The following is a 23,540-nucleotide window of genomic DNA, read 5'->3' on the forward strand; positions in this document are numbered from 1 at the left end:
AGAAACGAACCATTTTTCGATCTCTTTTAAGGTTTCAAACGTACTTTACTTAATAACAACTCATGTTTTTTAGAAAAAATTTTTGAATATACCGAATTTTGAACAATCTGATTTTATCTGACCGCGTGGCAACAATTGATGACTTTAACTTTGCAAAAAAATGCTTATTTTTTATAAATTTATTTTGACCATGGTATAAGCTTATTTTAGCGCTTCATGAAATCTTTTGTTTCCAAATTCTATCTTTTATAGAGATAGCTTGTTTTAGGAGGCCTAGGCCATGAGTATTTTTGACCACTATCAACAGCGTTATGAGCAAGCTCAAGAAGAAGAGTTATCTCTCGATCAATTTTTAACACTTTGTAAAGAACAACCTAGCACTTATGCCAGTGCCGCCGAACGCTTGTTGTTGGCCATTGGCGAACCAGAAATGGTCGATACTTCTAAAGACCCCCGCTTAAGCCGACTATTTTCCAACCGTGTTATTGCCCGCTACCCGGCCTTTAAAGAGTTTTATGGCATGGAAGACAGTATCGAGCAGATTGTGTCTTACTTAAAACATTCCTCTCAAGGCCTAGAAGAACGTAAGCAGATATTGTATTTACTTGGGCCTGTGGGTGGAGGTAAATCATCTTTAGCCGAAAAACTTAAAGCGTTAATGCAGCTAGTACCTATATACCGTATTAAAGGCTCACCTGTTAATGACCACCCATTTTGCCTATTCGACGCCAATGAAGATGGCCACATACTCGAAAAAGAATATGGTATTAGTAAGCGCCACCTCAGGACCATTATGTCGCCTTGGGCCGCTAAACGCTTGCAAGAGTATGGCGGGGACATTACCAAGTTTAAAGTGGTTAAGTGTTACCCATCAATACTGAATCAAATAGCTGTCGCGAAAACTGAACCTGGTGATGAAAATAACCAAGATATCTCATCCTTAGTGGGTAAAGTTGATATTCGCCAGTTAGAGCATTTCGCTCAAAATGACCCTGATGCCTACAGCTATTCTGGCGCGTTATGTAGGGCCAACCAAGGTTTGATGGAGTTTGTGGAGATGTTTAAAGCCCCAATTAAGGTGCTACATCCGCTACTTACCGCCACTCAAGAGGGTAACTTCAACGGCACCGAAGGTTTATCAGCCATTCCATTTGAAGGTATTATTTTGGCCCACTCTAACGAATCTGAGTGGCAAACATTTAGAAATAACAAAAATAACGAAGCCTTTTTAGACCGCGTTTACATTGTAAAAGTGCCCTACTGTTTACGAGTAAGCGAAGAAATAAACATCTATCAGAAGCTACTAGATAATAGCGAACTAAACACAGCAAAATGTGCGCCTAGCACCTTAGAACTTCTCGCTCAATTCTCTGTGTTATCTCGGCTCAAAGACCCTGAAAACTCAAGTATCTACTCTAAGATGCGGGTTTACGACGGCGAAACCTTAAAAGATACCGATCCTAAAGCGAAGTCTTATCAGGAATACCGAGACTTTGCCGGAGTAAACGAGGGCATGGAAGGCTTGTCTACTCGCTTTGCTTTCAAGATTTTATCCCGAGTGTTTAACTTTGATACCACCGAAGTCGCCGCCAATGCGGTGCATCTCTTCTACGTATTAGAGCAACAGATTGAACGCGAACAGTACAGCCAAGAAGTATCAGACCGCTACTTAGAGCACCTCAAAGGCTACTTAATTCCTAAGTATGTAGACTTTATAGGTAAGGAAATTCAAACCGCTTATTTAGAATCTTACTCCGAATATGGGCAGAACATCTTCGATCGTTACGTAATCTACGCTGATTTTTGGATTCAAGATCAAGAGTATCGAGACCCAGATACAGGTCAACTATTTGACCGTGCAGCCTTAAATGCTGAGCTGGAAAAAATAGAGAAGCCGGCAGGTATCAGCAATCCCAAAGACTTCCGTAACGAGATAGTCAACTTTGTGCTCCGCGCTCGCGCCGGAAACGAAGGCGAAAATCCAAACTGGAGCAGTTACGAAAAACTTCGCACCGTGATTGAGAAAAAGATGTTCTCAAATACTGAAGATCTATTACCGGTTATTTCATTCAATACCAAAACCTCTGCCGACGACCAACAAAAACACGACGATTTTGTGTCTCGCATGATGGAAAAAGGCTATACCCGTAAACAAGTTCGTTTGTTATCGGAATGGTATTTACGCGTTCGTAAATCTTCATAGATTTGTTGGAGGGCGCCTATGGCTCATTTTATCGATCGACGTTTAAACGGCAAGAATAAAAGCGCGGTTAACCGCCAGCGCTTTATTCGCCGCTATAAAAGCCAAATCAAACGCGCCGTAAACGACGCGGTTAATCAGCGTAGTATTCAAGATTTGGAAAACAGCGAAAGCATTAGCATTCCGCATAAAGACATTACCGAGCCGTTTTTTCATCAGGGCGAAGGCGGACATCGCCAACGTACCCTACCCGGTAATGACCAATTTGGCACCGGCGACAAAATAGAACGGCCGCCTCAAGGAGAAGGCGGCGGAGGCCCTGGTGATGGCGATGCTAGTGACCAAGGCGAAGGGTCTGAAGAATTTCAATTCAACATTTCAAAAGATGAATATCTAGACATTCTGTTTGACGATTTAGAACTACCTAACCTGCAGGAAACCGACGTAGACAGTATTGTTGAATACCGTACTGCGCGTGCTGGCTTTACTAACGAAGGTGTGCCAGCCAACATTAATATTGTGCGTTCTTTGCAAAACTCTTTAGCGCGGCGTATGGCCATGGGTGGCGATAAACGCAAGCGTTTACGGGCATTAGAGACTCAGCTTGAAGAGAATAAACAGGACTCACACGTTCCTCACAGCGAAATTGAAGCGATAAAAGCCGAAATAACTGAGCTAAAAAGAAAACTCAAGAATATCCCATTTATAGATACCTTTGATTTGAAGTTTAATAACTTTGCCAAACATCCTGTGCCCAGCAGCCAAGCGGTCATGTTTTGCTTAATGGATGTATCAGGCTCGATGGATCAAGCGACTAAAGATATCGCTAAACGTTTCTATTTATTACTGTATTTGTTCTTAACCCGCAGCTACGAAAAAATTGACGTTGTATTCATTCGCCACCACACTCAAGCTAAAGAAGTAGACGAACACGAATTCTTCTATTCCCAAGAAACGGGCGGAACCATTGTATCCAGTGCGCTCAACTTAATGGATAAGATCGTTGAAGAGCGTTACCCTAAAAACCAATGGAATATTTATGCCGCGCAAGCGTCAGACGGCGATAATTGGGCTGACGACTCCCCAAAATGTCGCGCCTTGTTAGAAAAAACCTTACTTCCGCTAAGCCGTCACTACGCATATATAGAAATCACCAGCCGAGCCCACCAAAGCTTATGGCACGAATACGAACAACTCAGTGAAATTTTCCCCAACTTCTCTATTCGTCATGTGAAAAATGCTGAAGAAATTCTGCCGACCTTTAGAGACCTCTTCAAAAAAACCACTGCGTGAGGCCCACATGAGCAAAACAAAAATGTTGCCCGATGGACCAGACTGGACCTTTGAAATGTTAGAGCTATACCATCAAGAAATTGAAAAGGTAGCTCAGCATTACCAGTTAGATACCTACCCCAACCAAATTGAGGTGATAACTGCAGAGCAAATGATGGACGCTTACTCCAGTGTAGGTATGCCAATTGGTTATCATCACTGGTCCTACGGCAAAAAGTTTATTCAAACTGAGCAAACCTATAAACGCGGTCAAATGGGCTTGGCCTACGAAATAGTGATTAACTCAGATCCATGTATTGCCTATTTAATGGAGGAAAACACCATGCCGATGCAGGCATTGGTGATTGCCCACGCTTGTTTCGGCCACAACAGTTTCTTTAAAAACAATTACTTATTTAAAACATGGACTGATGCCAGTTCAATTATTGATTACCTAGTATTTGCTAAAAACTATATCAGCAAGTGTGAGGCTCGCCACGGTGTGCAAGCGGTTGAAGATCTGCTCGATTCTTGCCATGCCTTAATGAACTACGGTGTCGATCGCTACAAGCGCCCTTCCCCTATTTCTATGGAAGAAGAAAAATCCCGACAAGATTCGCGAGCTGAGTACCTACAAAGCCAAATTAACGAGCTATGGAAAACCATTCCCACTAAAGAAAACCCAGATGTAGAACAGCGCGAACGCTTTCCTGCATCGCCTGAGGAAAACATTCTTTATTTCATCGAAAAACACGCTCCTTTGCTTGAGACGTGGCAACGCGAAGTCGTACGTATTGTGCGTAAAATTAGTCAATACTTTTATCCGCAGAAACAAACTCAAGTCATGAATGAAGGCTGGGCCACCTTTTGGCATTACACCATTACTAACCATATGTTCGACCATGGACAAGTAAGCGAGCGTTTTATTCTTGAGATTTTGCATAGCCATACCAGCGTGGTGATGCAGCCTGCTTATAACAGTCCATACTTTAATGGCATCAATCCTTACGCATTAGGGTTTGCCATGATGACTGATATTCGTCGAATTTGTGAAAATCCGACCGATGAAGACCGACAATGGTTTCCTGATATTGCCGGTAGTGATTGGTTAAAAACCTTACATTTCGCCATGCAAAACTTTAAGGATGAGAGTTTTATTAGTCAGTTTTTATCCCCTAAAGTCATTCGCGATTTAAAGCTATTTACGCTTGATGACAACGAAAGCAAACCTTATCTTAAAGTGAAAGCGATTCATGATGACCATGGCTATCAACAAGTAAGAGAGGCGTTAAGCGCGCAATACAACCTAAGTAACATTGAACCCAATATTCAGGTACACAATGTTAATTTACGAGGCGATCGTTCGTTAACACTTCGTTATGTTCCCCACCAAAACATTCCCCTAGGTAAAAGCAAAGAAGAAGTAATAAAGCACCTCCACCGCTTATGGGGCTTTGATGTGATACTAGAACAAGTGGATGACAACGGCAGCATACAAGAGCTAGCTCGTTGCCCTAAGCCCGAATAGTTGCATTGTGACTCAGCCAATAAAAAAGCCCCCCTAGGGTGGCTTTTACTTCAACTAAACATTGTCATTATACACCACGATTAAAACAAGGCTTTGTTAATGGCTAAGTGACACACAATAGAAGCTGCATAACCAATTGCAATTACCGGCGCCCAACGTAAGTGGCTAATAAAAGTATAGTGACCACGAGCTTGCCCCATTAATGCCACACCCGCTGCAGAACCAATAGATAGCATACTGCCGCCAACACCAGCCGTTAAGGTCACTAGCAACCACTGGCCTAAAGACATGCTAGGCTCCATAGTCAACACTGCAAACATCACTGGAATGTTATCAACAATGGCACTTAATACCCCTACCGCAATATTGGCGTAGGTAGGATCCCAGTTCAGGTACATCATATTAGAGGCCATTTCTAGGTAACCAATAAAACCTAAGCCTCCCACACAAATAACAACACCATAAAAGAACAGCAAGGTGTCCCATTCGGCACGCGCAACCCGGTTAAAGATATCGAAAGGCACCACGCTACCTAGGGCTTTTAAACGAGCATCATCGCGGTGAGAAATCGCGTTTACTGCTTTTTTGTGTAAGCTGCTAGCCAATGTTGTACGTAGGAAATAACCAAAGAACTGCAAATAACCTAAGCCCATCATCATGCCCATCACTGGCGGCATATGGAACAAACTGTGCCCCATAACAGCGGTAGCAATAGTAACTAGGAATAAACCCACAATACGGCGTGCACCACGTTTTAACTCAACCGTTTCGTTTTCAGCCTCAACTCTTTCTGCAGAAACAAAAAACGACATAATGAAAGCAGGCACTACAAAGTTAACAAAAGACGGAACCAGCAAATCAAAGAACTGACCAAAAGTAACTAAACCTTTTTGCCAAACCATTAAGGTAGTGATATCACCAAACGGACTAAAGGCTCCGCCGGCATTAGCACCTACCACAATGTTAATACAAGCCAAGTTAATAAAGCGGCTGTTACCGTGAGCCACCTTGGTGACAACTGCACACATTAACAAGGCTGTAGTGAGGTTATCGGCGACCGGAGAAATCACAAACGCGAGGCAACCAGTAAGCCAGAACAATTTTCTATAGCTGAGTTTTTTGCTCACAAGCCAAGCCCGTAAGGCATCAAACAAACGGCGCTCTTCCATGGCATTGATGTAGGTCATCGCCACTAGTAAGAACAACATTAACTCAGAAAATTCGAGAAGATTATGCCTGAAGGCCGCGGTAACCAGCTCTTCTTGGCCAGACCCCCGGTAATAAATGGCAATCAAAAACCAAATTAAGCCAGCGGCCACTAGTACTGGTTTAGATTTTCTTAAATGAATCACTTCTTCGCTCATAACCAGTAGATAGGCAAAAGCAAAAATAACCAAGGCGGTATAACCCACCCAAGAGTTCACTAAGTTGAGTCCTTCAGAGGCATAACTGGCGGAAGAGAATAACAACAATAGTAAGGACAACAATATACGCATCAATTCCCACTCCTTAGGCGAATGCTGATTTTGTTTAACGATTGTTTTTTGAAATTAGTGCTAACGCCCGTAGCTTAGCGCACTTGCACTTCGATGATTGTTCATTGCATTTTCAGCTTTGGCCATTAACTGGTCAATGGTGTTTGTTGTACCGTCTATACAAGCAACACCTAAGCGCGATCCTAAATCTAAATCATCAGGAAACATTTCCCAAAATTCACTATTCAGCGCATCGTGGACCCGCTCGGCGGTATCTAGCGCTTGATAGAGGCTCGACTCAGGTAAACCAATAACAAATTGGTCATTATCGCAACGAGCTAGCAGGTCAACTTTACGAATTTTAGACTGTAAAAAATTGGCAAGTTTCACCAGCAACTGATTAGCGTCATCACTGCCTAACTTATCACGATACACGCTGAAATGGTTGACGTTAATCAAAAGTATCGAATAGGCATTTTGATAACGGGAGCTACGTTCAATTTCTATTTCAGAAAACTGCCTAAACCGTACAAAATTAGCATAGCCCGTTAACTCATCAGTATCGCTCGAGGAGTGCTCTAAGCTTGAAGCTCCCGCGGACACTTCTGCTTTATCGTTACATAAATCAATGCCTTGTTCGTAGGTATAGCGGAAGCGCCTTAAGTTATGTGACAAACCAATAAGCAAGGCCAGTAAAGCGTAAATGAGTGAAGTATTTACCAGCTCACTATTAAACCAATCGCTTTGAGTCTCTATATGCAATGAACTTGCTGCAACAAAGGAATATGAGCTAGCGACTAGTAACACGAGCAATGCTAAGAAAAATGGCATGTAAAACAACATCAGTAATACTGGTAGGCTAAACACTAACCAACTAGGCGCACTGATGCTAAGCAAACTCTCCGAACTCATTAATACAGCCATTAACACAAAATGCTGCAGTGTCAGTACCGCAAACAAACAATGCGCGACCCGCGCTTTTACAATCTGTAAGCTACACCAAGTCAGTATCAACTGTGAAAGTAGCCAGCACGCCAAACCCAAAGACGCTTGCCAATTAGCTTGCTGCCACCCTTCGAGCAATAAACCAGTGAAAAGTAAAAAACCTAATATGCAGCCACAATAAACAAGCTGTACCCAAGCGAGAAACCGCCGTTGTTGCTGCCATTGAAAATTACTAAATTGCCGCTCTTGACTAGGAAGGGGGAAACCTAAAAAAACACTTTTCCATGCCTGCGAAACGGGAGGCTGTTGCATCTTACCCTTAACTCCTAATGTTAAATCGAAGAGAACACCGATATAAGCTAGTTTAGCTAAGCGCCTAAGGCTACAATATCGGTTTTAGTTGCCAAATAAAGAATCAATGTGACTTCACTTAAGAATACTCGCTATCGCCAGTTTTTCCCGTCGCTAAACGGTAACAATCAACAAATTGCTTATCTTGATAGCGCCGCGTCAACTCAAGTTCCTGAACAGGTATTGTCAGAGATAGAACAATACTACCGCCAGGGCCACGCAAATGTACACCGCGCAAGCCATAGCTTTGCTCGCAACGCGACCAACGCCTTTGAGTTGGCAAGAAAAACTATAGCAGAGTTTATAGGTGCCAAAGCGCAAAACATCATTTTTACTAGTGGCACCACCCAAGCGGTAAATCTACTCGCCGATGGATTAGCGCACCTAGTCGCTGAAGGTGACCACATTTGGTTATCGGAAATGGAGCACCATTCAAATTTAGTTCCTTGGCAACAGCTTGCTAAACGTAACAACGCCGAGCTAAAAGTCATTCCGGTATTAGAGAATGGTGATATAGACCTTGGGTATTTTCGTCAACACATCAGTAATAAATGTAAAATAGTTGCCGTTACGCATGTCTCAAACAGCATAGGCGCAATGCAGCCAATACCAGAGCTTTCTCGTATCGCTCATCAAGTAGGCGCTAAAATTGTAGTAGATGGCGCACAAGCAGTGGCTCACTTAGACATTGATGTAAACCGTTTAGGCTGTGACTACTATTTGTTTTCCGGACACAAACTATACGGACCAACCGGCATTGGCGTGCTTTACGGTGCCGAGCAAGCGCTTGAGCAAATACAGCCAAGCGTGTTTGGCGGGGAAATGATCAGCAAGGTGTCGTTTGAGCAAAGCACTTGGAATACTCTTCCCTACCGGCTAGAAGCAGGTACTCCAAATATTATTGGTGCAATTGGTCTTGCTTCTGCGGTCCAGTTTTTGAACCAATTCCCTCTTAAAGAACGCCTTAGTGTTGAGCGCTCACTGCTCAACTATGCTTTGCAAAAACTGGAGCAGCATCCTCAGGTTGAACTGGTTGGCAAACCAATGATGCGTGTGGGCATCATTGCTTTTAATCTAAGAAATGTTCACCCACAAGACGCTGCCACGCTATTCGACCAATATAATGTCGCCTTGCGTTGCGGGCACCACTGCGCCATGCCATTGAGCAATACTTTATCTCCGCAAGGCAGTATTCGCTTGTCGCTAGGTATTTACAGTGAGCAATCAGACATTGACCAAGCTTTAGACGCCATCAACAAAGTTATGGAGTTATTTGATGATTAACACTCCACAAATAGAACTTGATTTAGAGGCCATAACACTACGTTTCGCAGACTGTGGCGCATGGGAAGAACGCTACCGACAGCTATTACTATTAGCCAAACAACTTAAACCCATGGATGTTTCGTTGAAAATAGAAGAGAAGCAAGTTGAAGGCTGTGAAAGCGAAGTGTGGCTCCACCTTCACGATAATAAGCTCTATGTAGATAGCAATGCTCGCATCATAAAAGGCCTATTAGTCATTGTACTCGCTTGCTTAAACAAACCAACTAAAGAGGCTAAAGCGCTTTTTAACCATACCCTACAAGAGCTAGGTTTGGCTCACCATTTAAGTGAATCTAGAAACAATGGTATAAGCGCTATTTGGCGGGAAATATCTAGTTTAGATTAGAGCTCACTCTTCACTAGGGATAGTGTAAGTACGACGTTTTTTGGTTTTAATCACTACCTGCGATTTAGGACCACCTTCTTCCATTACTGCGCGGTACTCACTGCGCGGTACAGATTTAGCGACGGGAGTGACTGGTTTTGCAGCGGCAGGCGGACGGCTAGTTACCGTATATGTAAAGCCGCAATCGCGACATGCCATGAGTGCTGGTTTATGGCCGCCACAAGATGGGCATTTTTGATTAGAGCTCACTACTCATTCCTATACAAACAAGGGGTAAAAGACATAATTACTAAGTGTATTTGATCATCTCGGATTAATCACAACAATTTAAACAATTAATGATCTAGCCAGTGATTTACCATCGCCGACCGGTAACAATTATAACAGCTTTACTCATCAATGCGGGTTAGCTGTTCAATAAACCACTCGCCTGCAGGGCCAATTGCTTGGCTCCACACCACTTCTATCGGCCATTCAAAGTCATCAATAATGAAATCACGTTCTAATTCCACCAGTTGATTACTTTCAAGTAACTCTTTCGCCAAAGGCTCTGGAAACAAGCCAAAACCAACACCACTTAAAAGCAACTGCTTGAATTGATACATTCTAGAACAGTTCACCACTTGCGAGCTTAAGCGCACAGACTCGGCCATCTCGTCACTAATAAAGTTTGAAACTGCAGGCGTTATCTGAATATGTGACAACAAATCTTGCACCGATAAAGCATGTTTAACCTGGGCTAAGGGGTGATTAGGCGCACATACGCACAGCCATTTAATTCGGCCTATGAGGATACTCTCAACTCCTCTGCGAGGAATTAATTCTGCAGGAGTAATCAGAATGTCGGCTGCGGTATCAATACCAAAATTACTTGAGTCAAACTCATCGACATCGATAATATTTAGGGTTAGTTGGGGAAACTTCGCCATTAAGCTTTTAATTTTTTCGCTGTAAATCGGGAAAAAGCTATAGCCCGATACTCCGATAGTAAGCTTGTCTTCCACACCATCTAAGTAAGACTGTGCTTTTTGCTCCATCGCGCGTAAACGCGGTAAAATTTCTAAAGCTTGTACATACAAGCTTTTCCCCACATCCGACAAAGTAGGTGCTTGCCCTGACACACGATTAAACAAGCGAACGCCTAAATCTAACTCCATATTTTGAATAACTTGGCTTACTGCCGACGGGCTCACTCCAAGTTTTCGCGCCGCAGCTGAAAACGAACGTGTTTCTGCAACTGTGACCAAATAAATCAAACGTTCAGGAGTAATGTGCATGCGGTACCTATCAGGGTATTGATTTTATTAGTTAAACTGTAGCACTGACCACCATGGTTTCCTACCCACAGCGTGGAGATTAACGTACCGTTTGACTATAAAACTCACTAATATATTTACCGCCTTTAATATTTGCTATCACCCTAAGCTTGTAACTATCCCCTTGGTTTGGGATAAAACGTCGTAGTTGAGTCTCACTTTGCCAATAATAAGGACTGTCGCTCATGCCTAGCGGATAAGCAGTAGCTTCGTTAGAACTGTCCACTAAAAACAACGTGGCACTGTCGAGCGGGAAAGTGGAATTTACAATGGTGGTGCCCATTTCATCGCTAATGTTTAACTGAAACTCACCAGATTCGAGAATACATTTTTGATTAATAATGTCGCAATGTCCAAAAGTACTCAGTTGGTAAATTCGGTCTTTGTCTGCGTCATGCTCTAAGTAAATGTCGGATGCAATGTAACCACCAACCGCCAAAAAAGGCATTACTAATAAAGCCAACTTGGTATGTCTATTCATCCTTACTACTTCCTGTATTCGATTATTTAGTTCTCTTTACCTAATAGGCAGCGCTTTGAATAGTAACAACTTTTGCAAATACTATTACAAAAAAAGGCCCCCACTAGGGAGCCTTTTGCTTACTAGGGATTAGATTCATTCAAAATTAATGGTCGTGAGCAGCTCCCGCACCATGCGGAACGCGGAAGTTATCTACCATGTCTTGAATATGCTGAGGCGCTGGCCCTGTTACTTTACATACAGCAAAGGCAACAGCGAAGTTCACTAAGGCACCCACTACACCAAAGGCGTTTGGAGAAATACCTAAGAACCAGTTTGGTCCCATATCACCCAAGAATGACGTGCCAGGGATAAACATAATGCCCTTATGCTGGAATACATACAGCATAGTTACACCGATACCTGAACACATACCAGCTACAGCCGCAGTGCCACTCATTTTCTTAGCAAAAATACCCATCATCAATGCCGGGAAGATAGAGGATGCAGCAAGACCAAAGGCCAAGGCTACAGTACCTGCGGCAAAGCCAGGCGGATTTAAACCGAGATAACCGGATACCAAAATGGCCAAGGTCATCACTATTCGCCCAGCTAACAGTTCATTTTTATCCGAGAGATTAGGTGTAAGCACCCCTTTCATCAAATCATGAGATATCGAGGACGAAATAGCCAACAACAAGCCCGCTGCTGTAGACAATGCTGCGGCTAAGCCACCAGCAGCCACCAAGGCAATTACCCAGTTAGGTAGGTTAGCAATAGCTGGGTTAGCCAATACCATAATGTCTCGGTCTACTTTCACCATTTCATTGGTTTCTTTATCCGCAACATATTGGATCTTGCCATCGCCGTTTTTATCTTCGTATTGAAGTAGGCCAGTTTTTTCCCAATCTTTAAACCACTGAGGACGCTCGTTGTAAACCAGGTTATCACCGGCACTTGGAACAATAGTATTCATTAAGTTAAAACGAGCCATAGCACCTACCGCAGGAGCAACGGTGTACAGCAAGGCAATAAATACTAAGGCATAACCCGCTGAAGAACGCGCAGCTTGTACCGTAGGAACAGTGAAGAAGCGCATAATTACGTGAGGTAAGCCTGCAGTACCAATCATCAACGACATGGTGTAAGCAAACATATTAAGTGTGCCACCCAAGTTATCGGTGGTGTATTCCTTAAAGCCTAAATCGGTAACTACCATATCCAGCTTGTCTAGCAGATATACACCACTGCCATCGGCCAAGGTACTACCCAAGCCAATTTGAGGGATCGGGTTACCGGTAAGTTGCAATGAAATAAACACAGCAGGAATTGTGTAAGCAAAGATAAGTACACAATATTGGGCAATTTGGGTATAGGTAATTCCTTTCATGCCGCCTAGTACTGCGTAAACCCAAACAACAAACATACCTATGTATAGGCCCATGTCGTACTCAACTTCTAAGAAGCGAGAGAAGGCAACACCTACACCTTTCATTTGGCCAATAATATAAGTAAGAGATGCAATGATTAAACACAGCACCGCAACTATACGCGCACCTTTTGAGTAATATCTGTCGGAAATAAACTCAGGGACGGTAAACTTACCGTGTTTGCGCATATACGGGGCGAGTAACATGGCCAATAGAACGTAGCCACCTGTCCAGCCCATTAGAAAAACAGAACCACCATATCCAAGGAAGGCAATTAATCCCGCCATAGAGATGAACGAAGCTGCACTCATCCAGTCAGCACCAATTGCCATACCGTTTTGAATAGGTGTAACCCCCCCACCAGCCACATAAAAGTCACTAGTAGAAGACGCACGTGCCCACCAAGCAATAGCAAAATACAAACCAAACGAACCGAATACAGCGATGTATGTATAGAGTTTTAACTCGTCCATCTAAGACTCCTCAACATGGTATTTTTTATCGAGCTTGTTCATTTTGACGGTATACCAAAATATTAAAGCTACGAAGGTGTAAATTGAGCCCTGTTGTGCAAACCAGAAACCTAACTTGTAACCACCTAATCGAATTTCATTTAGCGGCTCTACTAATAGCAAACCAAAACCAAATGAAACCACGAACCATATGACGAGACAGGTAAATATTAGACGCAAGTTTTCTTGCCAATATGTAGTCTGTTCTTCCATGATATTTCTCCAAGCAGATCGCAAAGGATACTGCAGTGTTATGGTATTAAGAATGTAACCAAAATGTTAACGGCCGAACAAATCATTGAGTTTTTATCTGCAGCTACTCAGATAGATACACATATAAACTCAATTCAAGCCTATCGAAGTAAAAGTTAACAAACGATTAACAGGCTAGGTATTAATCTTTAGTCTAAACCCAAGTGATATAGGCAAAAACTGAGATCTAGGCTATAAAAATAAGTGGAATTATTTTGAGGGATAAGCTGAACACCAAACCACTTCAGCTATGTGGGTGAAAAATCATTGGAGAAGAAGAATAAAGCCTGAGGACTCAGGCTTACAAATGTAAATATTTTGTAATCAAACTATACGCAAAAATCTACATCAGAGATATCGATAGGGTTATCTTCAGAAGAAATTTCCGCATAACTATCATCAGCAAAAGACAGCTCTTGGCCATCATCTAGCACGATAAAGTAAGAAAGGTTAACGGGGTTAATCCGTAATTCACCGTAAAGAAAACACCCGCTGTGAAACAACACCGTGGTATTAGGTTTAGAAAAAAACATAGCGCTTATTCTAGGGCCAAAGTTAACCAAAGCAATAATCACCAGAAAAGACACCGTTAACCACTTCATTTTCAATCTCTAACTAAAAAGAAGCAATTGTATCAGCTTTTACAAATGAAGCGTGTTGACCCAGATTAAAAAGCGGCGCTAGCTGACCTAGCGCCTTAACGTTTAGCTAGAAGTAGTAACGCGCTTGAATCGACATTTCATCTTGCTTTTTGTCAGCGCCTGCTGCGTCTTTATTTTCTAAACCGAATTTGTACTCTAGTGCTAGCAATACTTGGCCTGGCTTCCAACCCACACCCGCCGCGGCGTAACTTAACTCGCCTTGGCTACCACTGGTTTTATCCTCTAAACCGTTATAACCGGCATATACGTGATAGAGACCACCATCGATTTTGTAGAAACCTATTAGCTCTACACCATTAGCTTTATCGGCTAAGGTACTAAACTTCCGACTCAGGTTTTCATACTCACCGTAGGAACCGGCCACATAAAACATATCGTCTTCGTACACCGCACCCGCTAACCAAGATTTGGCTTTATCTTGATCAGCAGCACCTACGTAACCTGTTTTAGTGTTGTCATATCCATTCGCCGCGTACGCAGCACCAAAGGACAAGCCAAAATCAAAATCATACTTACCGCTAATTTGATAGCCATAATCCCGAGCACTATCATCTTTTTCAAATTGATATTGAGCGGCTATACCAAAACCACCAAATGACTTGCGATAAACAATCGCTTCGTCGGCACGACCCATACCAGATTCATCGCCACCGTTACGACCGTCATAGGTGCCAGAGGCATCACCACCAAACTTCCAGAATTGATCGGTCCATACTGCAATGTCGTAATAAGCAGACCATTGCTTACCAACCCGCAATTCTCCAAAGCCATCGTTATTAAAGTAGATGTTACCTAAACGATTACTAAACAGAGGGTCACTAGCACTAGAGCCTTCTGTAGGGTTAAACCCCCACTCTAGCTGAGCACCCGCTATCCAGTTCATGACCATTTCATGCTCAAAGGCAAACCGGATCCGTGAGGTCTTATTTTGTAGTTCAAACGAGCTGTCTTTATTAGCCCCATCTCCGTATCCCGCCTGATAAAAGGCTTCTATACCTAGATAGCCACCTATGCTGACGTTTGTTTTACCATTTTCATAAATAGTAGCGGCTGAGACGCTACTTGCCATCGCACTAAGTACGAGCCCTGCAATTAACTTATTCATGTTCACTCCTTGGTTTGAGCTTTCTTCATAAACTCTTCACAAATGAGGTGGGAAATTGTGCTAACAGTTAAACACCCCAAAATTTAGCGTAGTAACGAATCTTTAAATGAACAAACTGGCTGTTGTAAGAAGATAATGCTGACATTGATAGGCTTATGAGTAACTTAGTGAAGTTTGTTAATAATCAACAAAGAATCAGTGTTTTTTAGCGTGTATGTGTTCTTTCTTGCTATTTACTTCTATTCAAGCTGGCAAAGTTTCTTGCCACCACTGAATAAATAACTACTATTCATAACCTTACTAAGGAGTATTTTGTGAAACTCAGCCACCGTTTAGCCTGTATCGACCAACTGATAACACACTCTTATCAAGATATTTGGGACTGCTGCTGCGACCATGGAATGCTTGGCGCACACTTAGTTCAGCGCAAGGCGGCCGAGCGTGTTCACTTTGTAGATTGCGTCCCCAAGATCACTCAACAACTTGAGATAAAACTGGCAAAGCACCTGCCCTACTCGGCTAACTCCAACACCAGTTCGTGGCAGGTCTATTGTATGGATTCTGCTGAGGTTTCACTTAAAGATACCGCTAAGCAACTAGTAATTATCGCCGGCGTTGGTGGAGAGTTGTGTATCAGTATTTTGAAAAAGTTATTTGCCCAAAATGTCGGTAAACGCTTTGAGTTGATTTTATGCCCAGTACATCACCAGTACGAACTTCGTGAGTTTTTGCGCCAACAAAAACTGGGATTAGTTAGCGAACATCTAGTACTTGAAAACAAACGCTATTACGAAGTTCTTCATTTTAGCACTGAAGTGTCACAAACAATAAGCCTAACCGGCAGCCAAATGTGGCAGACCAATAACCCTGAACATCAGCAGTATTTAGAAAAAACCATCGCTCACTACCAACGTATAAGTGTTAGCCATGCTCACCCCGCATTACTGGCCTACCAAACTCTACTCAACGAATGGTAGTGAGAGGCCGAATCAATCACTTATATTCAATAAATAAAATATTTAAATCTCCATATAAAACAATAAGCAACATTTTGTATTGGGTGTGCTAGAATCGCCGCCCTTGAGTAGTGAGCCAACTACACTGCTAAAATATGACTAAATAAAAACAAGCGATCTTTTACATGAAATTTCCTGGTCAACGTAAGTCAAAGCACTATTTCCCGGTTGAGTCTCGCGATCCACTAACGAACGAGCTAAACCCGGTTTTACGCCCAAAACTCACCCATATTACTGGCATTGACCAAACCTTGGTGGATATAGAGGCACACGTAGATGACGCCTTTATTCAGCGCCATAAACTGGTAAAAGGAAATTCGTTACTGATTGACGACCAAGCCGCTCAATCCTTGTATCAAGAGCTGCAAGACAAGCAACTGATCGCAGCAGAATTTGCTGGCGGCACTATTGGCAATACTTTACACAATTATTCTACCCTTGCTGACGGCCGTTCTGTCATGTTTGGCGTGATGAGCCAAAACATTACTGTAGGTGACTATGCCTACCGCTATCTTTGTAATACCTCTTCTCGAGTTGATTTAAACCACCTGCAATCCGTAGACGGACCTGTTGGCCGCTGTTTTACATTAATTACCGAGTGCGGCGAGCGTACCTTTGCCATTTCTAAAGGGCATATGGACAAACTAAGCCCAGAATACATTGATGAAAGCTTAGTTAAATCTGGCGCAGCATTAGCGCTTACCGCCTATTTGATGCGAGCGGGTAATGACCCTATTACTCAAGCCGCCATGCAGGCGATTGACTACGCCAAGCAAGCAGAGGTCCCTGTTGTTCTCACATTAGGTACTCGCTTTTTAATTGAAGACGACCCAAAGTGGTGGCAACAGTTTGTCGCGGAGCACGTTACTGTGCTAGCAATGAACGAAGAAGAGGCGGAAGCCCTAACCGGACATAGTGATGTATTGCTAGCTTGTGAAGCCGCACTTGAATGGTGCGATTTAATCCTTTGTACTGCCGGTTCTCGGGGGCTGTTTATGGCAGGTTACACCGATGAAAGCCATAAACGCGTAACAAGCCACACGCTATTGCCAGGAGCGATACCAGAATTTAATCAATATGAGTTTTCTCGCCCCATGCTAAAACAAGACTGTAAACAAGCAGTTAAGGTGTACTCGCATATTGCACCATTTATGGGTGGGCCTGAAAAAATCACCAATACCAACGGTGCGGGCGATGGCGCATTGTCTGCACTATTGCACGACATGGCAGCCAATGTGTTCCACCGTAGCAATGTTGAGCAATCTAGCAAACATCGCTTCGATGCACTTAGCTATTCATCATTTGCACAAATTTGTAAATACGCTAACCGCGTAAGTTATGAAGTACTCGCCCAGCACAGTCCACGTTTATCACGTGGTCTGCCAGAGCGAGAAGAAAGCCTAGAAGAGGCTTACTGGGAGCGTTAAGTGAATTTAATTAACAAAGCTATTCGGTAGTTTGGAACAAATAGCGCTGACTAAACAAGTCTTTAGGTATTGGCTTAGAGACTAAGTAACCCTGCACATAATCACAAGCAACGCTTAATACCTGTTGGCGTTGCTGCTCAGTTTCCACCCCTTCTGCAACAACTTTCAACCCCAAATGATGAGCCATCGTTACAATCGCTTTAACTAAAGCCACGCTATCTTTGTCGGTCGTTAAGTGCTGAATAAACGAACGATCAATTTTAAGTAAATCGATATCGAGTTGTTGCAAGTACGCTAACGATGAATACCCCACACCAAAATCATCAATCGCAACATCAATACCCCGTTGATGTAAGCGCGCGAGTTGATCTTTAATCGATGCATCGGTAGTCATTAACACGTCTTCAGTGATTTCAATCATAATGCTATGAGCTGGAAGTTGATGCATTGCGATGGCATGCAACCAATCATCAATCCATTTACCGCCATCATTAAACTGCGAGGGAGAGGTATTAACCGCCACTTGAATATTGCACTCCCCTTGTCGATACCACTCAGCCACCGTTTCTACGGTTTGATGCATGACCCACTGGCTAAGCTCTCTGATTAGCCCGGCTTGTTCCGCTGCCTCAATAAACTCGCCTGGATAAACTAAACCACGTTGTGGGTGATTCCAGCGCACGAGTACTTCAGCCTTAGTCACCGCGCTTGTTTCTGCCGAGAACTCAAGGGCGGTAATGGGTTGGAAATACAACTCAAATTGCTGCTCAACCAAAGCGGTACGCAACTCTTCAACCAAGCGCCGTTTTTGTTGAGCTTCTACCTGCATAGCAGATGAGAAAAACTGATAACAATTACGCCCACGGTCCTTTGAAACATACATCGCTTGGTCGGCATGTTTCACTAACTCTTCTACGTTAGTGCCATCTAGAGGATGAAAAGCGATGCCGATACTACCACTAACATAGGCATCTTCCTGTTTAATCGTGAAGCGCTTAGCTAAACCTTGCAGCACGGTTTCTGCAATGTTGGCCAATGGTTGTTGTTCACTCACCCCTTCAATAACAATGGTGAACTCATCGCCCCCCAAGCGCGCGACCGTATCTTGCTCTCGTACACATCTAAGGATCCGCTGACCAGCTTGGCTAAGCAAAATGTCGCCATAATCGTGGCCTAAGGTATCGTTAATCTCTTTGAAGCCGTCTAAATCAATGAATATCAAACCAAAGTGACTATTTTGCTTAACTAACTCTTGGATTTTTTCGTAGAAATAATGACGGTTAGGTAAACCCGTTAACCCATCGGTGTAGGCGTATTGCAACAATTGTTCATTGGCATTCTCAAGCTCTTGCGTTCGCACGCTCACTTGCTTCTCTAACATCCGTTCACGTAACTCAATGGTTTCTAACATGCTGTTAAAGCACTCGGTGAGATCAGCCACTTCATCGGCACTAGATTGTTGAGCGCGCAAGCTATAATCGCTGCTACGCGTTACTCGTTCTGCCACCAGGGAAAGGTGTAATAAAGGACGTAAAAAACCGCGTTGCAGAAACAGTGACAAAAACAGGCTCAAACCAAAGGTAAACAATAAAAGTACGACCAAAAACTGGCTATAAAAGCCAATTCGCTGGTCAATATAGCTATCGTTAGCCCAAACAATCAGCTGCCCATACACTTGCTCATCGAGTATCAATAAACTGATGATTTCAATAATCTCATTAGGTTCTTCACCAAACTCATGATGCTTAGTCATACTTTGAATGCTAGCGAGTACCTTTAGTTCGGTATTTCTTATTTCTGCTTTCATTACGTCTTCACGTAACAACAAAGACTCAACCAGCTCTTGCATCGCTTCTTGATCATCAAACAACAAGGCAGCGGTTATATTGGGTGACAAAATGTCAGCCATATTCTGCAGACTTTCGGTTTGATCGCGCTTGGCACTGACAACTTCGTAAGCACTAAATACACCCGCCACCATCGCACTGGAAAAAATAGCCATGCTCATTAATATCAGTAGCAATTTTTTGCTCATGGTATTCATGCTAAAAAAGGATTTCATTGCTCGCCCCCTTTAACAATTCTACTCAGCCTTAATACCTTGGAGCTCATAACAATGTCAGCCTTTTTCAACGACTCTGGAGCAACCTCAAAGCGAATTTTCCCAGATGCTAAGAAAAATCGTATATGACCGCCAAGCTTAATAAAATCGGGGGTTTCGCCCACTAGCATAGTATGTAGCAGCAAACTTTTATCGGTGTTGAACCATTGCTCACGATAACGATGAGTAACAAACAATAAGTTACATTGGTTGATACTTAATGAGTCTAGCTCTACAAGGGCGACTTTAATGTCTAAACCATGAATAGTTTGCTGGTGTAATACCCAACTCGCAGTATCCAAAAAGTCACTATCGGGGCTACATAACTTAAAATACCCCACCGGAGTCGCCGGTACTTGCCACTCGCTATAACGCGCAAAGTTAAACAAAAAGCCAGCTTTTAGCGCCGCTTCTTTATCATTGAGTTCTGCGTTTACTGCTGCTACGTGTAGCAGTAATAGCACACCCATTGATTTGCAAAAGCGCTTAATTAATCGCATTAAACAACCTAAAACTCAGCCATTAAACGAATCACTACACTGGGCTCAATATAGTTTGGGACAGTAAATGTTTCCGAGGTATTGTTATACTCAACATGGCTACCAGCTAACAGATTTTTACCGCTAAGAGATAATTGGGTGCTGGGTTTGAACTGCCAATTCCAACTAAGATCTAAAACATCATAGTCATCCACTCTATAGGCATCGCTGTTGATTGAACGGAATAGCGCAAATAAAGAATGTTGTTTAAATACCTGCCAACCTGCTTTAGCAAACAATTGCTTTGAATCAGAATCGTAACCAATGGCCGGCTGGGTATCTGGCTGTAAATTATAGCGATACGACATTTGGCTATAGCCCAACTCACTGGTAAATCGAGGGTTAGGCTGCCAAGCAATTAAGGCCTCGCCGCCTTTCACATTGAGTTCTGCATTAGATACAACATCAAACTCTACGACCGTTTCAGTAAGCGCTTGCTGCGCTTCTTGGTATTTGCCGGCCGCTAACAACGCAAAAATTTCATCAACGCCTTCAGGAGACGTATTAGGCTGTACTGCAAATACATCTTTAGATTGGGTATGAAACAGCGCCACATCTAAAGACCAGTTAGACTGGCTAAAACGGTAGCCTAATTCATAAGACAGGGACTTTTCGGGCTCGACTTGTTGGTTACCATTTAAAACCGTTCGCAAGTGATACTGATCAATAGCATCGATACCGGTTTGTATAAACTCCCCTACGCGCGTGCCGTTGAGCGCCGAGTCGTAATCATACTCGGCCAACGAAGGAATGCGCACCCCTTGCGATACGGCTCCCCAAACTACATGGTTATTACTTGGTTGCCATAGCAATCGTGCCACTGGCTGGTGTTCCCAGCCAGTAAAACTATTGTGCTCAGACTTGTTACCCACAATTAAATTTAAGGTTTCCGGAACAAGCGGAAACTGAGCTTGAACAAATGCGCCATAATGTTGCAAACGCGATAGGTCTGCGTCGCTGCTAATTAACGCATTTTCTTCGAAAGGTAGGTCACTATTACGGTAATTTAGCCCCCAATCAAACTGAGTACGACCAAATAAAGTATTCATTTGATAATCGATGTCTAATGACTGAAAGCGTTCATCTAAATAAAGTTGCTCGCCATCTTGAATTGCCCACGAAGCTTGTAACATTTGATTAGAGGAGTTCGACATGCGGTGTTCCGCTCTTGCCATTACCCGCCCATCTTGGCGCTGAAACCTGTCTTGATGAAGTGTGTTTTGATTAGTTTCTACTGATAAAGCTTTTAAATTCTGACCCATGTCGGTATGGGTATAGTTCAGCTGAGTAAGAATAGACAAATCATCATTCGGCGCAAAATCTAAACGAAAGCCGATGCTTTTTTGCTTAGCATCATCGTTAGGTTCTGCTTTAGTGCCATGTTTCGACGCATCGGAATCACGTACGCTACCATATACACGATAACTGCCGTTATTACCCAAATCGCCGCCATGACGCAGACCCACATCGTAGTTAAGCTGGTCACCGCTGCTCACCTGTACCAATGTATCTCGGGTATCCAGGCTGCTTTTAGTGATGATGTTAATCACCCCATTTGTGGCATTGCTGCCCCATAACAAGCCACCTTGTCCGCGGATCACCTCAATACGTTCAATATCGTATAAAGGCACATCTAAGGTTTCCCAGTAGACGCCGGCAAAAGCAGGGTTATATACACTTTGTCCGTCTACCATCACTAACAGTTTGCTGGTATAACGGCCGGCCACACTTCTTGCTGTTATAGCCCACTGATTATTATCAAGCTGTCTCACTTCTAAACCAGGAACCAGCTTTAAAGATTCCGCAACGGTAACCGCACCAGATGCTTTAATGTCCTCTTTGCTTAATACATATAAAGAGGCGGCTGTGGTAAACGCAGATTGGGCACGCTTCATCGCCGACGTAGCTTGCACGTCAGTGGCCATTAGCGATTCTAATTCTAAGCTCGACAGAGGATTATTTTCTTCTGCGACCAGACTGCTTGCGCAAAACAACAAAAAACAAGCACTAGTTGAAGGCTTCAACAAGACAACTCCTTGGTCTTTAAAACTATCCTTAGTATCTGAAACAAAAATGCTCAAGGTAACAAGGGTATGAAATGGCTAAGGCCATGAGCATTTATTCAGCAAAAATTGATAGTATTTATCTCAAAGAAATAGATCAAGGAAAACCACAAACTAATAATGTTGGCGGAGATTTAAAATTGCTAAAATAATAAACAAGCTATTGAAAGTTATAGTTAAACCTTCACTAATTGGCGATGTTGGCAGCTACGATTTCGACCAGATTTTTTAGCTTGGTAAAGGGCATCGTCAGCCCGCTGTAAAACACTATCACGACTAATATCACTTGATTCAATACTACTAACTCCAATACTAACGGTGACATGTAAACAACCTTGCTGATAACTAAACAGTTGCTGTTCTACGGCCTTTCTAATTCGCTCAGCGCTAACGAACGCGTCGTTAACCTCAGTATGCGGTAACAAAATCGCAAACTCTTCTCCGCCCATACGTGAGCATAGGTCTACATCTCTTAACTGAGATTTAATAACCTCATATAACTGCTTCAAAATGCGATCACCGCAAGGGTGACCATGCTCATCGTTAATTGCTTTAAAGTGATCAATATCGATCATTATTAAACTGCAATCCAAATAATGGCGATGATAGGTTTGAAAATGATTCGCTAAGCTTTCGAAAAATCGACGACGATTAAAAGCGCCTGTTAGCGCATCGGTTTCGCTCAAAAAGCGCAACTGCTGCTCCAACTTATAGCGCTCATTGATGTTGCGTGCAGCCCACACCACCGCGCGATGCCCATCAATAAAGGACTGTAATGGCAAAATTCGAGCTTCAAACCACTCTTCACGCTGTAGTTTGCTGCTCTCGCTGCAAGGCAGTCTCATATCCATGGGAGAGATGGAATATTCAGATACGCGTAAGTTTTGCTCAAAGATACTCATTCGTATTTGCTGCATAAACCACTTAGCTTTTTCTTCACAAAATACGTCCGCAACAAAACGTCCGGTTAACAAGCGACTACAGGAAAAAGAGTGCGTTTCTTGATCGCCAAGGTGAGCGATACAATAGCCGTCTTCAGTGAACACGAGAGTCGAATCAGGAAATGCTGAAACGATTTCTAGTAACTGGGCAGTAGATAAATGCATTCTGGAGCCTTAACTAATTGCAAATACAATCGACAAGGTTTAGTTACGCGTATCAAATACTAGTTTGAATTTATTAGAATTATTATGCTCAACCAAGGATGAAAATTT

The 23,540-nt window shown here is 43.0% G+C and carries 20 protein-coding genes; 7 read left to right on the top strand and 13 right to left on the bottom strand.

Annotation, left to right across the window (positions count from 1 at the left end):
• Positions 1–280: 280 nt before the first annotated feature.
• Genes FFR00_RS09085 through FFR00_RS09095 form a run of 3 tightly spaced genes read left to right on the top strand, consistent with a single transcriptional unit; the run spans position 281 to position 5,000 of the window.
• Entirely contained in the window at positions 281–2,203 is a 1,923-nt protein-coding gene (locus FFR00_RS09085; protein ID WP_137673072.1) for a PrkA family serine protein kinase, read from the top strand.
• Between the two features lie 18 nt (positions 2,204–2,221).
• On the top strand, positions 2,222–3,493 hold the full coding sequence (locus FFR00_RS09090) for a YeaH/YhbH family protein (protein ID WP_137673073.1): 1,272 nt from the start codon (positions 2,222–2,224) through the stop codon (positions 3,491–3,493).
• 7 nt (positions 3,494–3,500) lie between these two features.
• Positions 3,501–5,000 (top strand): SpoVR family protein, encoded by a 1,500-nt coding sequence (locus FFR00_RS09095; RefSeq protein ID WP_137673074.1) that lies wholly within the window; start codon positions 3,501–3,503, stop codon positions 4,998–5,000.
• Between the two features lie 80 nt (positions 5,001–5,080).
• On the opposite strand, the gene nhaD is transcribed toward FFR00_RS09095, so the two are convergent.
• The gene (gene nhaD, locus FFR00_RS09100; protein ID WP_137673075.1) at positions 5,081–6,496 is read right to left on the bottom strand and encodes a sodium:proton antiporter NhaD; all 1,416 of its coding nucleotides are present in this window, start codon (positions 6,494–6,496) and stop codon (positions 5,081–5,083) included.
• 60 nt (positions 6,497–6,556) lie between these two features.
• Entirely contained in the window at positions 6,557–7,732 is a 1,176-nt protein-coding gene (locus FFR00_RS09105; RefSeq protein WP_137673076.1) for a GGDEF domain-containing protein, read from the bottom strand.
• A gap of 108 nt (positions 7,733–7,840) precedes the next feature.
• Here FFR00_RS09105 and FFR00_RS09110 point away from each other — a divergent pair, with 108 nt between their 5' ends.
• Together FFR00_RS09110 and FFR00_RS09115 are read left to right on the top strand one after the other, a co-directional pair.
• Positions 7,841–9,055 carry an aminotransferase class V-fold PLP-dependent enzyme gene (locus FFR00_RS09110; RefSeq protein ID WP_161985132.1) on the top strand — a complete coding sequence of 405 codons (1,215 nt, stop codon included), beginning with the start codon at positions 7,841–7,843 and terminating at the stop codon, positions 9,053–9,055.
• On the top strand, positions 9,048–9,443 hold the full coding sequence (locus tag FFR00_RS09115) for a SufE family protein (RefSeq protein ID WP_137673078.1): 396 nt from the start codon (positions 9,048–9,050) through the stop codon (positions 9,441–9,443). The genes FFR00_RS09110 and FFR00_RS09115 overlap by 8 nt, the downstream gene beginning before the upstream one ends.
• A gap of 3 nt (positions 9,444–9,446) precedes the next feature.
• Here the strand turns inward: FFR00_RS09115 and FFR00_RS09120 are convergent, their stop codons facing one another.
• The 7 genes from FFR00_RS09120 to FFR00_RS09150 all read right to left on the bottom strand — a co-directional run bounded on the left by FFR00_RS09120 (position 9,447) and on the right by FFR00_RS09150 (position 15,180).
• A complete protein-coding gene (locus FFR00_RS09120) occupies positions 9,447–9,692 on the bottom strand; it encodes a hypothetical protein (RefSeq protein WP_137673079.1) in 246 nt (81 codons plus the stop codon).
• 140 nt (positions 9,693–9,832) lie between these two features.
• Complete coding sequence (locus FFR00_RS09125) at positions 9,833–10,720, bottom strand: LysR family transcriptional regulator (RefSeq protein ID WP_137673080.1); 888 nt, start codon at positions 10,718–10,720, stop codon at positions 9,833–9,835.
• Positions 10,721–10,799: 79 nt separating this feature from the next.
• Positions 10,800–11,240: a hypothetical protein gene (locus tag FFR00_RS09130; RefSeq protein WP_137673081.1), complete on the bottom strand. Its 441-nt coding sequence runs from the start codon at positions 11,238–11,240 to the stop codon at positions 10,800–10,802.
• Between the two features lie 145 nt (positions 11,241–11,385).
• Complete coding sequence (locus FFR00_RS09135; protein WP_137673082.1) at positions 11,386–13,122, bottom strand: sodium:solute symporter family protein; 1,737 nt, start codon at positions 13,120–13,122, stop codon at positions 11,386–11,388.
• Positions 13,123–13,374: a DUF4212 domain-containing protein gene (locus FFR00_RS09140; RefSeq protein ID WP_137673083.1), complete on the bottom strand. Its 252-nt coding sequence runs from the start codon at positions 13,372–13,374 to the stop codon at positions 13,123–13,125.
• Positions 13,375–13,742: 368 nt separating this feature from the next.
• Positions 13,743–14,015 carry a hypothetical protein gene (locus tag FFR00_RS09145; RefSeq protein WP_137673084.1) on the bottom strand — a complete coding sequence of 91 codons (273 nt, stop codon included), beginning with the start codon at positions 14,013–14,015 and terminating at the stop codon, positions 13,743–13,745.
• Between the two features lie 106 nt (positions 14,016–14,121).
• Positions 14,122–15,180 carry a porin gene (locus tag FFR00_RS09150; protein WP_137673085.1) on the bottom strand — a complete coding sequence of 353 codons (1,059 nt, stop codon included), beginning with the start codon at positions 15,178–15,180 and terminating at the stop codon, positions 14,122–14,124.
• Positions 15,181–15,494: 314 nt separating this feature from the next.
• On the opposite strand from FFR00_RS09150, the gene FFR00_RS09155 reads away from it, so the two are divergent.
• Together FFR00_RS09155 and FFR00_RS09160 are read left to right on the top strand one after the other, a co-directional pair.
• The gene (locus tag FFR00_RS09155; RefSeq protein ID WP_137673086.1) at positions 15,495–16,157 is read left to right on the top strand and encodes a tRNA (adenine(22)-N(1))-methyltransferase TrmK; all 663 of its coding nucleotides are present in this window, start codon (positions 15,495–15,497) and stop codon (positions 16,155–16,157) included.
• Positions 16,158–16,321: 164 nt separating this feature from the next.
• On the top strand, positions 16,322–17,623 hold the full coding sequence (locus FFR00_RS09160) for an inosine/guanosine kinase (RefSeq protein ID WP_137673087.1): 1,302 nt from the start codon (positions 16,322–16,324) through the stop codon (positions 17,621–17,623).
• Between the two features lie 19 nt (positions 17,624–17,642).
• Here FFR00_RS09160 and FFR00_RS09165 read toward each other — a convergent pair whose 3' ends face one another.
• The 4 genes from FFR00_RS09165 to FFR00_RS09180 form a co-directional block, all read right to left on the bottom strand.
• A complete protein-coding gene (locus tag FFR00_RS09165) occupies positions 17,643–19,685 on the bottom strand; it encodes a bifunctional diguanylate cyclase/phosphodiesterase (protein ID WP_137673088.1) in 2,043 nt (680 codons plus the stop codon).
• Positions 19,682–20,224 carry a YfiR family protein gene (locus tag FFR00_RS09170; protein ID WP_235836191.1) on the bottom strand — a complete coding sequence of 181 codons (543 nt, stop codon included), beginning with the start codon at positions 20,222–20,224 and terminating at the stop codon, positions 19,682–19,684. The genes FFR00_RS09165 and FFR00_RS09170 overlap by 4 nt, the downstream gene beginning before the upstream one ends.
• 8 nt (positions 20,225–20,232) lie before the next feature.
• The gene (locus FFR00_RS09175) at positions 20,233–22,290 is read right to left on the bottom strand and encodes a TonB-dependent siderophore receptor (RefSeq protein ID WP_235836192.1); all 2,058 of its coding nucleotides are present in this window, start codon (positions 22,288–22,290) and stop codon (positions 20,233–20,235) included.
• 212 nt (positions 22,291–22,502) lie between these two features.
• A complete protein-coding gene (locus tag FFR00_RS09180) occupies positions 22,503–23,432 on the bottom strand; it encodes a GGDEF domain-containing protein (protein ID WP_137673089.1) in 930 nt (309 codons plus the stop codon).
• Positions 23,433–23,540: the final 108 nt, after the last annotated feature.

The organism is Agarivorans sp. Toyoura001 (genome assembly GCF_005405585.1).
GTDB lineage: Bacteria > Pseudomonadota > Gammaproteobacteria > Enterobacterales > Celerinatantimonadaceae > Agarivorans.

Coding starts and splice junctions, on each gene's coding strand:
- FFR00_RS09165 (WP_137673088.1), bottom strand. CDS start 19,685: ATGAAATCCTTTTTTAGCATGAATACCATGAGCAAAAAATTGCTACTG.
- FFR00_RS09115 (WP_137673078.1), top strand. CDS start 9,048: ATGATTAACACTCCACAAATAGAACTTGATTTAGAGGCCATAACACTA.
- FFR00_RS09180 (WP_137673089.1), bottom strand. CDS start 23,432: ATGCATTTATCTACTGCCCAGTTACTAGAAATCGTTTCAGCATTTCCT.
- FFR00_RS09145 (WP_137673084.1), bottom strand. CDS start 14,015: ATGAAGTGGTTAACGGTGTCTTTTCTGGTGATTATTGCTTTGGTTAAC.
- FFR00_RS09095 (WP_137673074.1), top strand. CDS start 3,501: ATGAGCAAAACAAAAATGTTGCCCGATGGACCAGACTGGACCTTTGAA.
- FFR00_RS09140 (WP_137673083.1), bottom strand. CDS start 13,374: ATGGAAGAACAGACTACATATTGGCAAGAAAACTTGCGTCTAATATTT.
- nhaD (WP_137673075.1), bottom strand. CDS start 6,496: ATGCGTATATTGTTGTCCTTACTATTGTTGTTATTCTCTTCCGCCAGT.
- FFR00_RS09170 (WP_235836191.1), bottom strand. CDS start 20,224: ATGCGATTAATTAAGCGCTTTTGCAAATCAATGGGTGTGCTATTACTG.
- FFR00_RS09085 (WP_137673072.1), top strand. CDS start 281: ATGAGTATTTTTGACCACTATCAACAGCGTTATGAGCAAGCTCAAGAA.
- FFR00_RS09135 (WP_137673082.1), bottom strand. CDS start 13,122: ATGGACGAGTTAAAACTCTATACATACATCGCTGTATTCGGTTCGTTT.
- FFR00_RS09105 (WP_137673076.1), bottom strand. CDS start 7,732: ATGCAACAGCCTCCCGTTTCGCAGGCATGGAAAAGTGTTTTTTTAGGT.
- FFR00_RS09130 (WP_137673081.1), bottom strand. CDS start 11,240: ATGAATAGACATACCAAGTTGGCTTTATTAGTAATGCCTTTTTTGGCG.
- FFR00_RS09125 (WP_137673080.1), bottom strand. CDS start 10,720: ATGCACATTACTCCTGAACGTTTGATTTATTTGGTCACAGTTGCAGAA.
- FFR00_RS09160 (WP_137673087.1), top strand. CDS start 16,322: ATGAAATTTCCTGGTCAACGTAAGTCAAAGCACTATTTCCCGGTTGAG.
- FFR00_RS09090 (WP_137673073.1), top strand. CDS start 2,222: ATGGCTCATTTTATCGATCGACGTTTAAACGGCAAGAATAAAAGCGCG.
- FFR00_RS09150 (WP_137673085.1), bottom strand. CDS start 15,180: ATGAATAAGTTAATTGCAGGGCTCGTACTTAGTGCGATGGCAAGTAGC.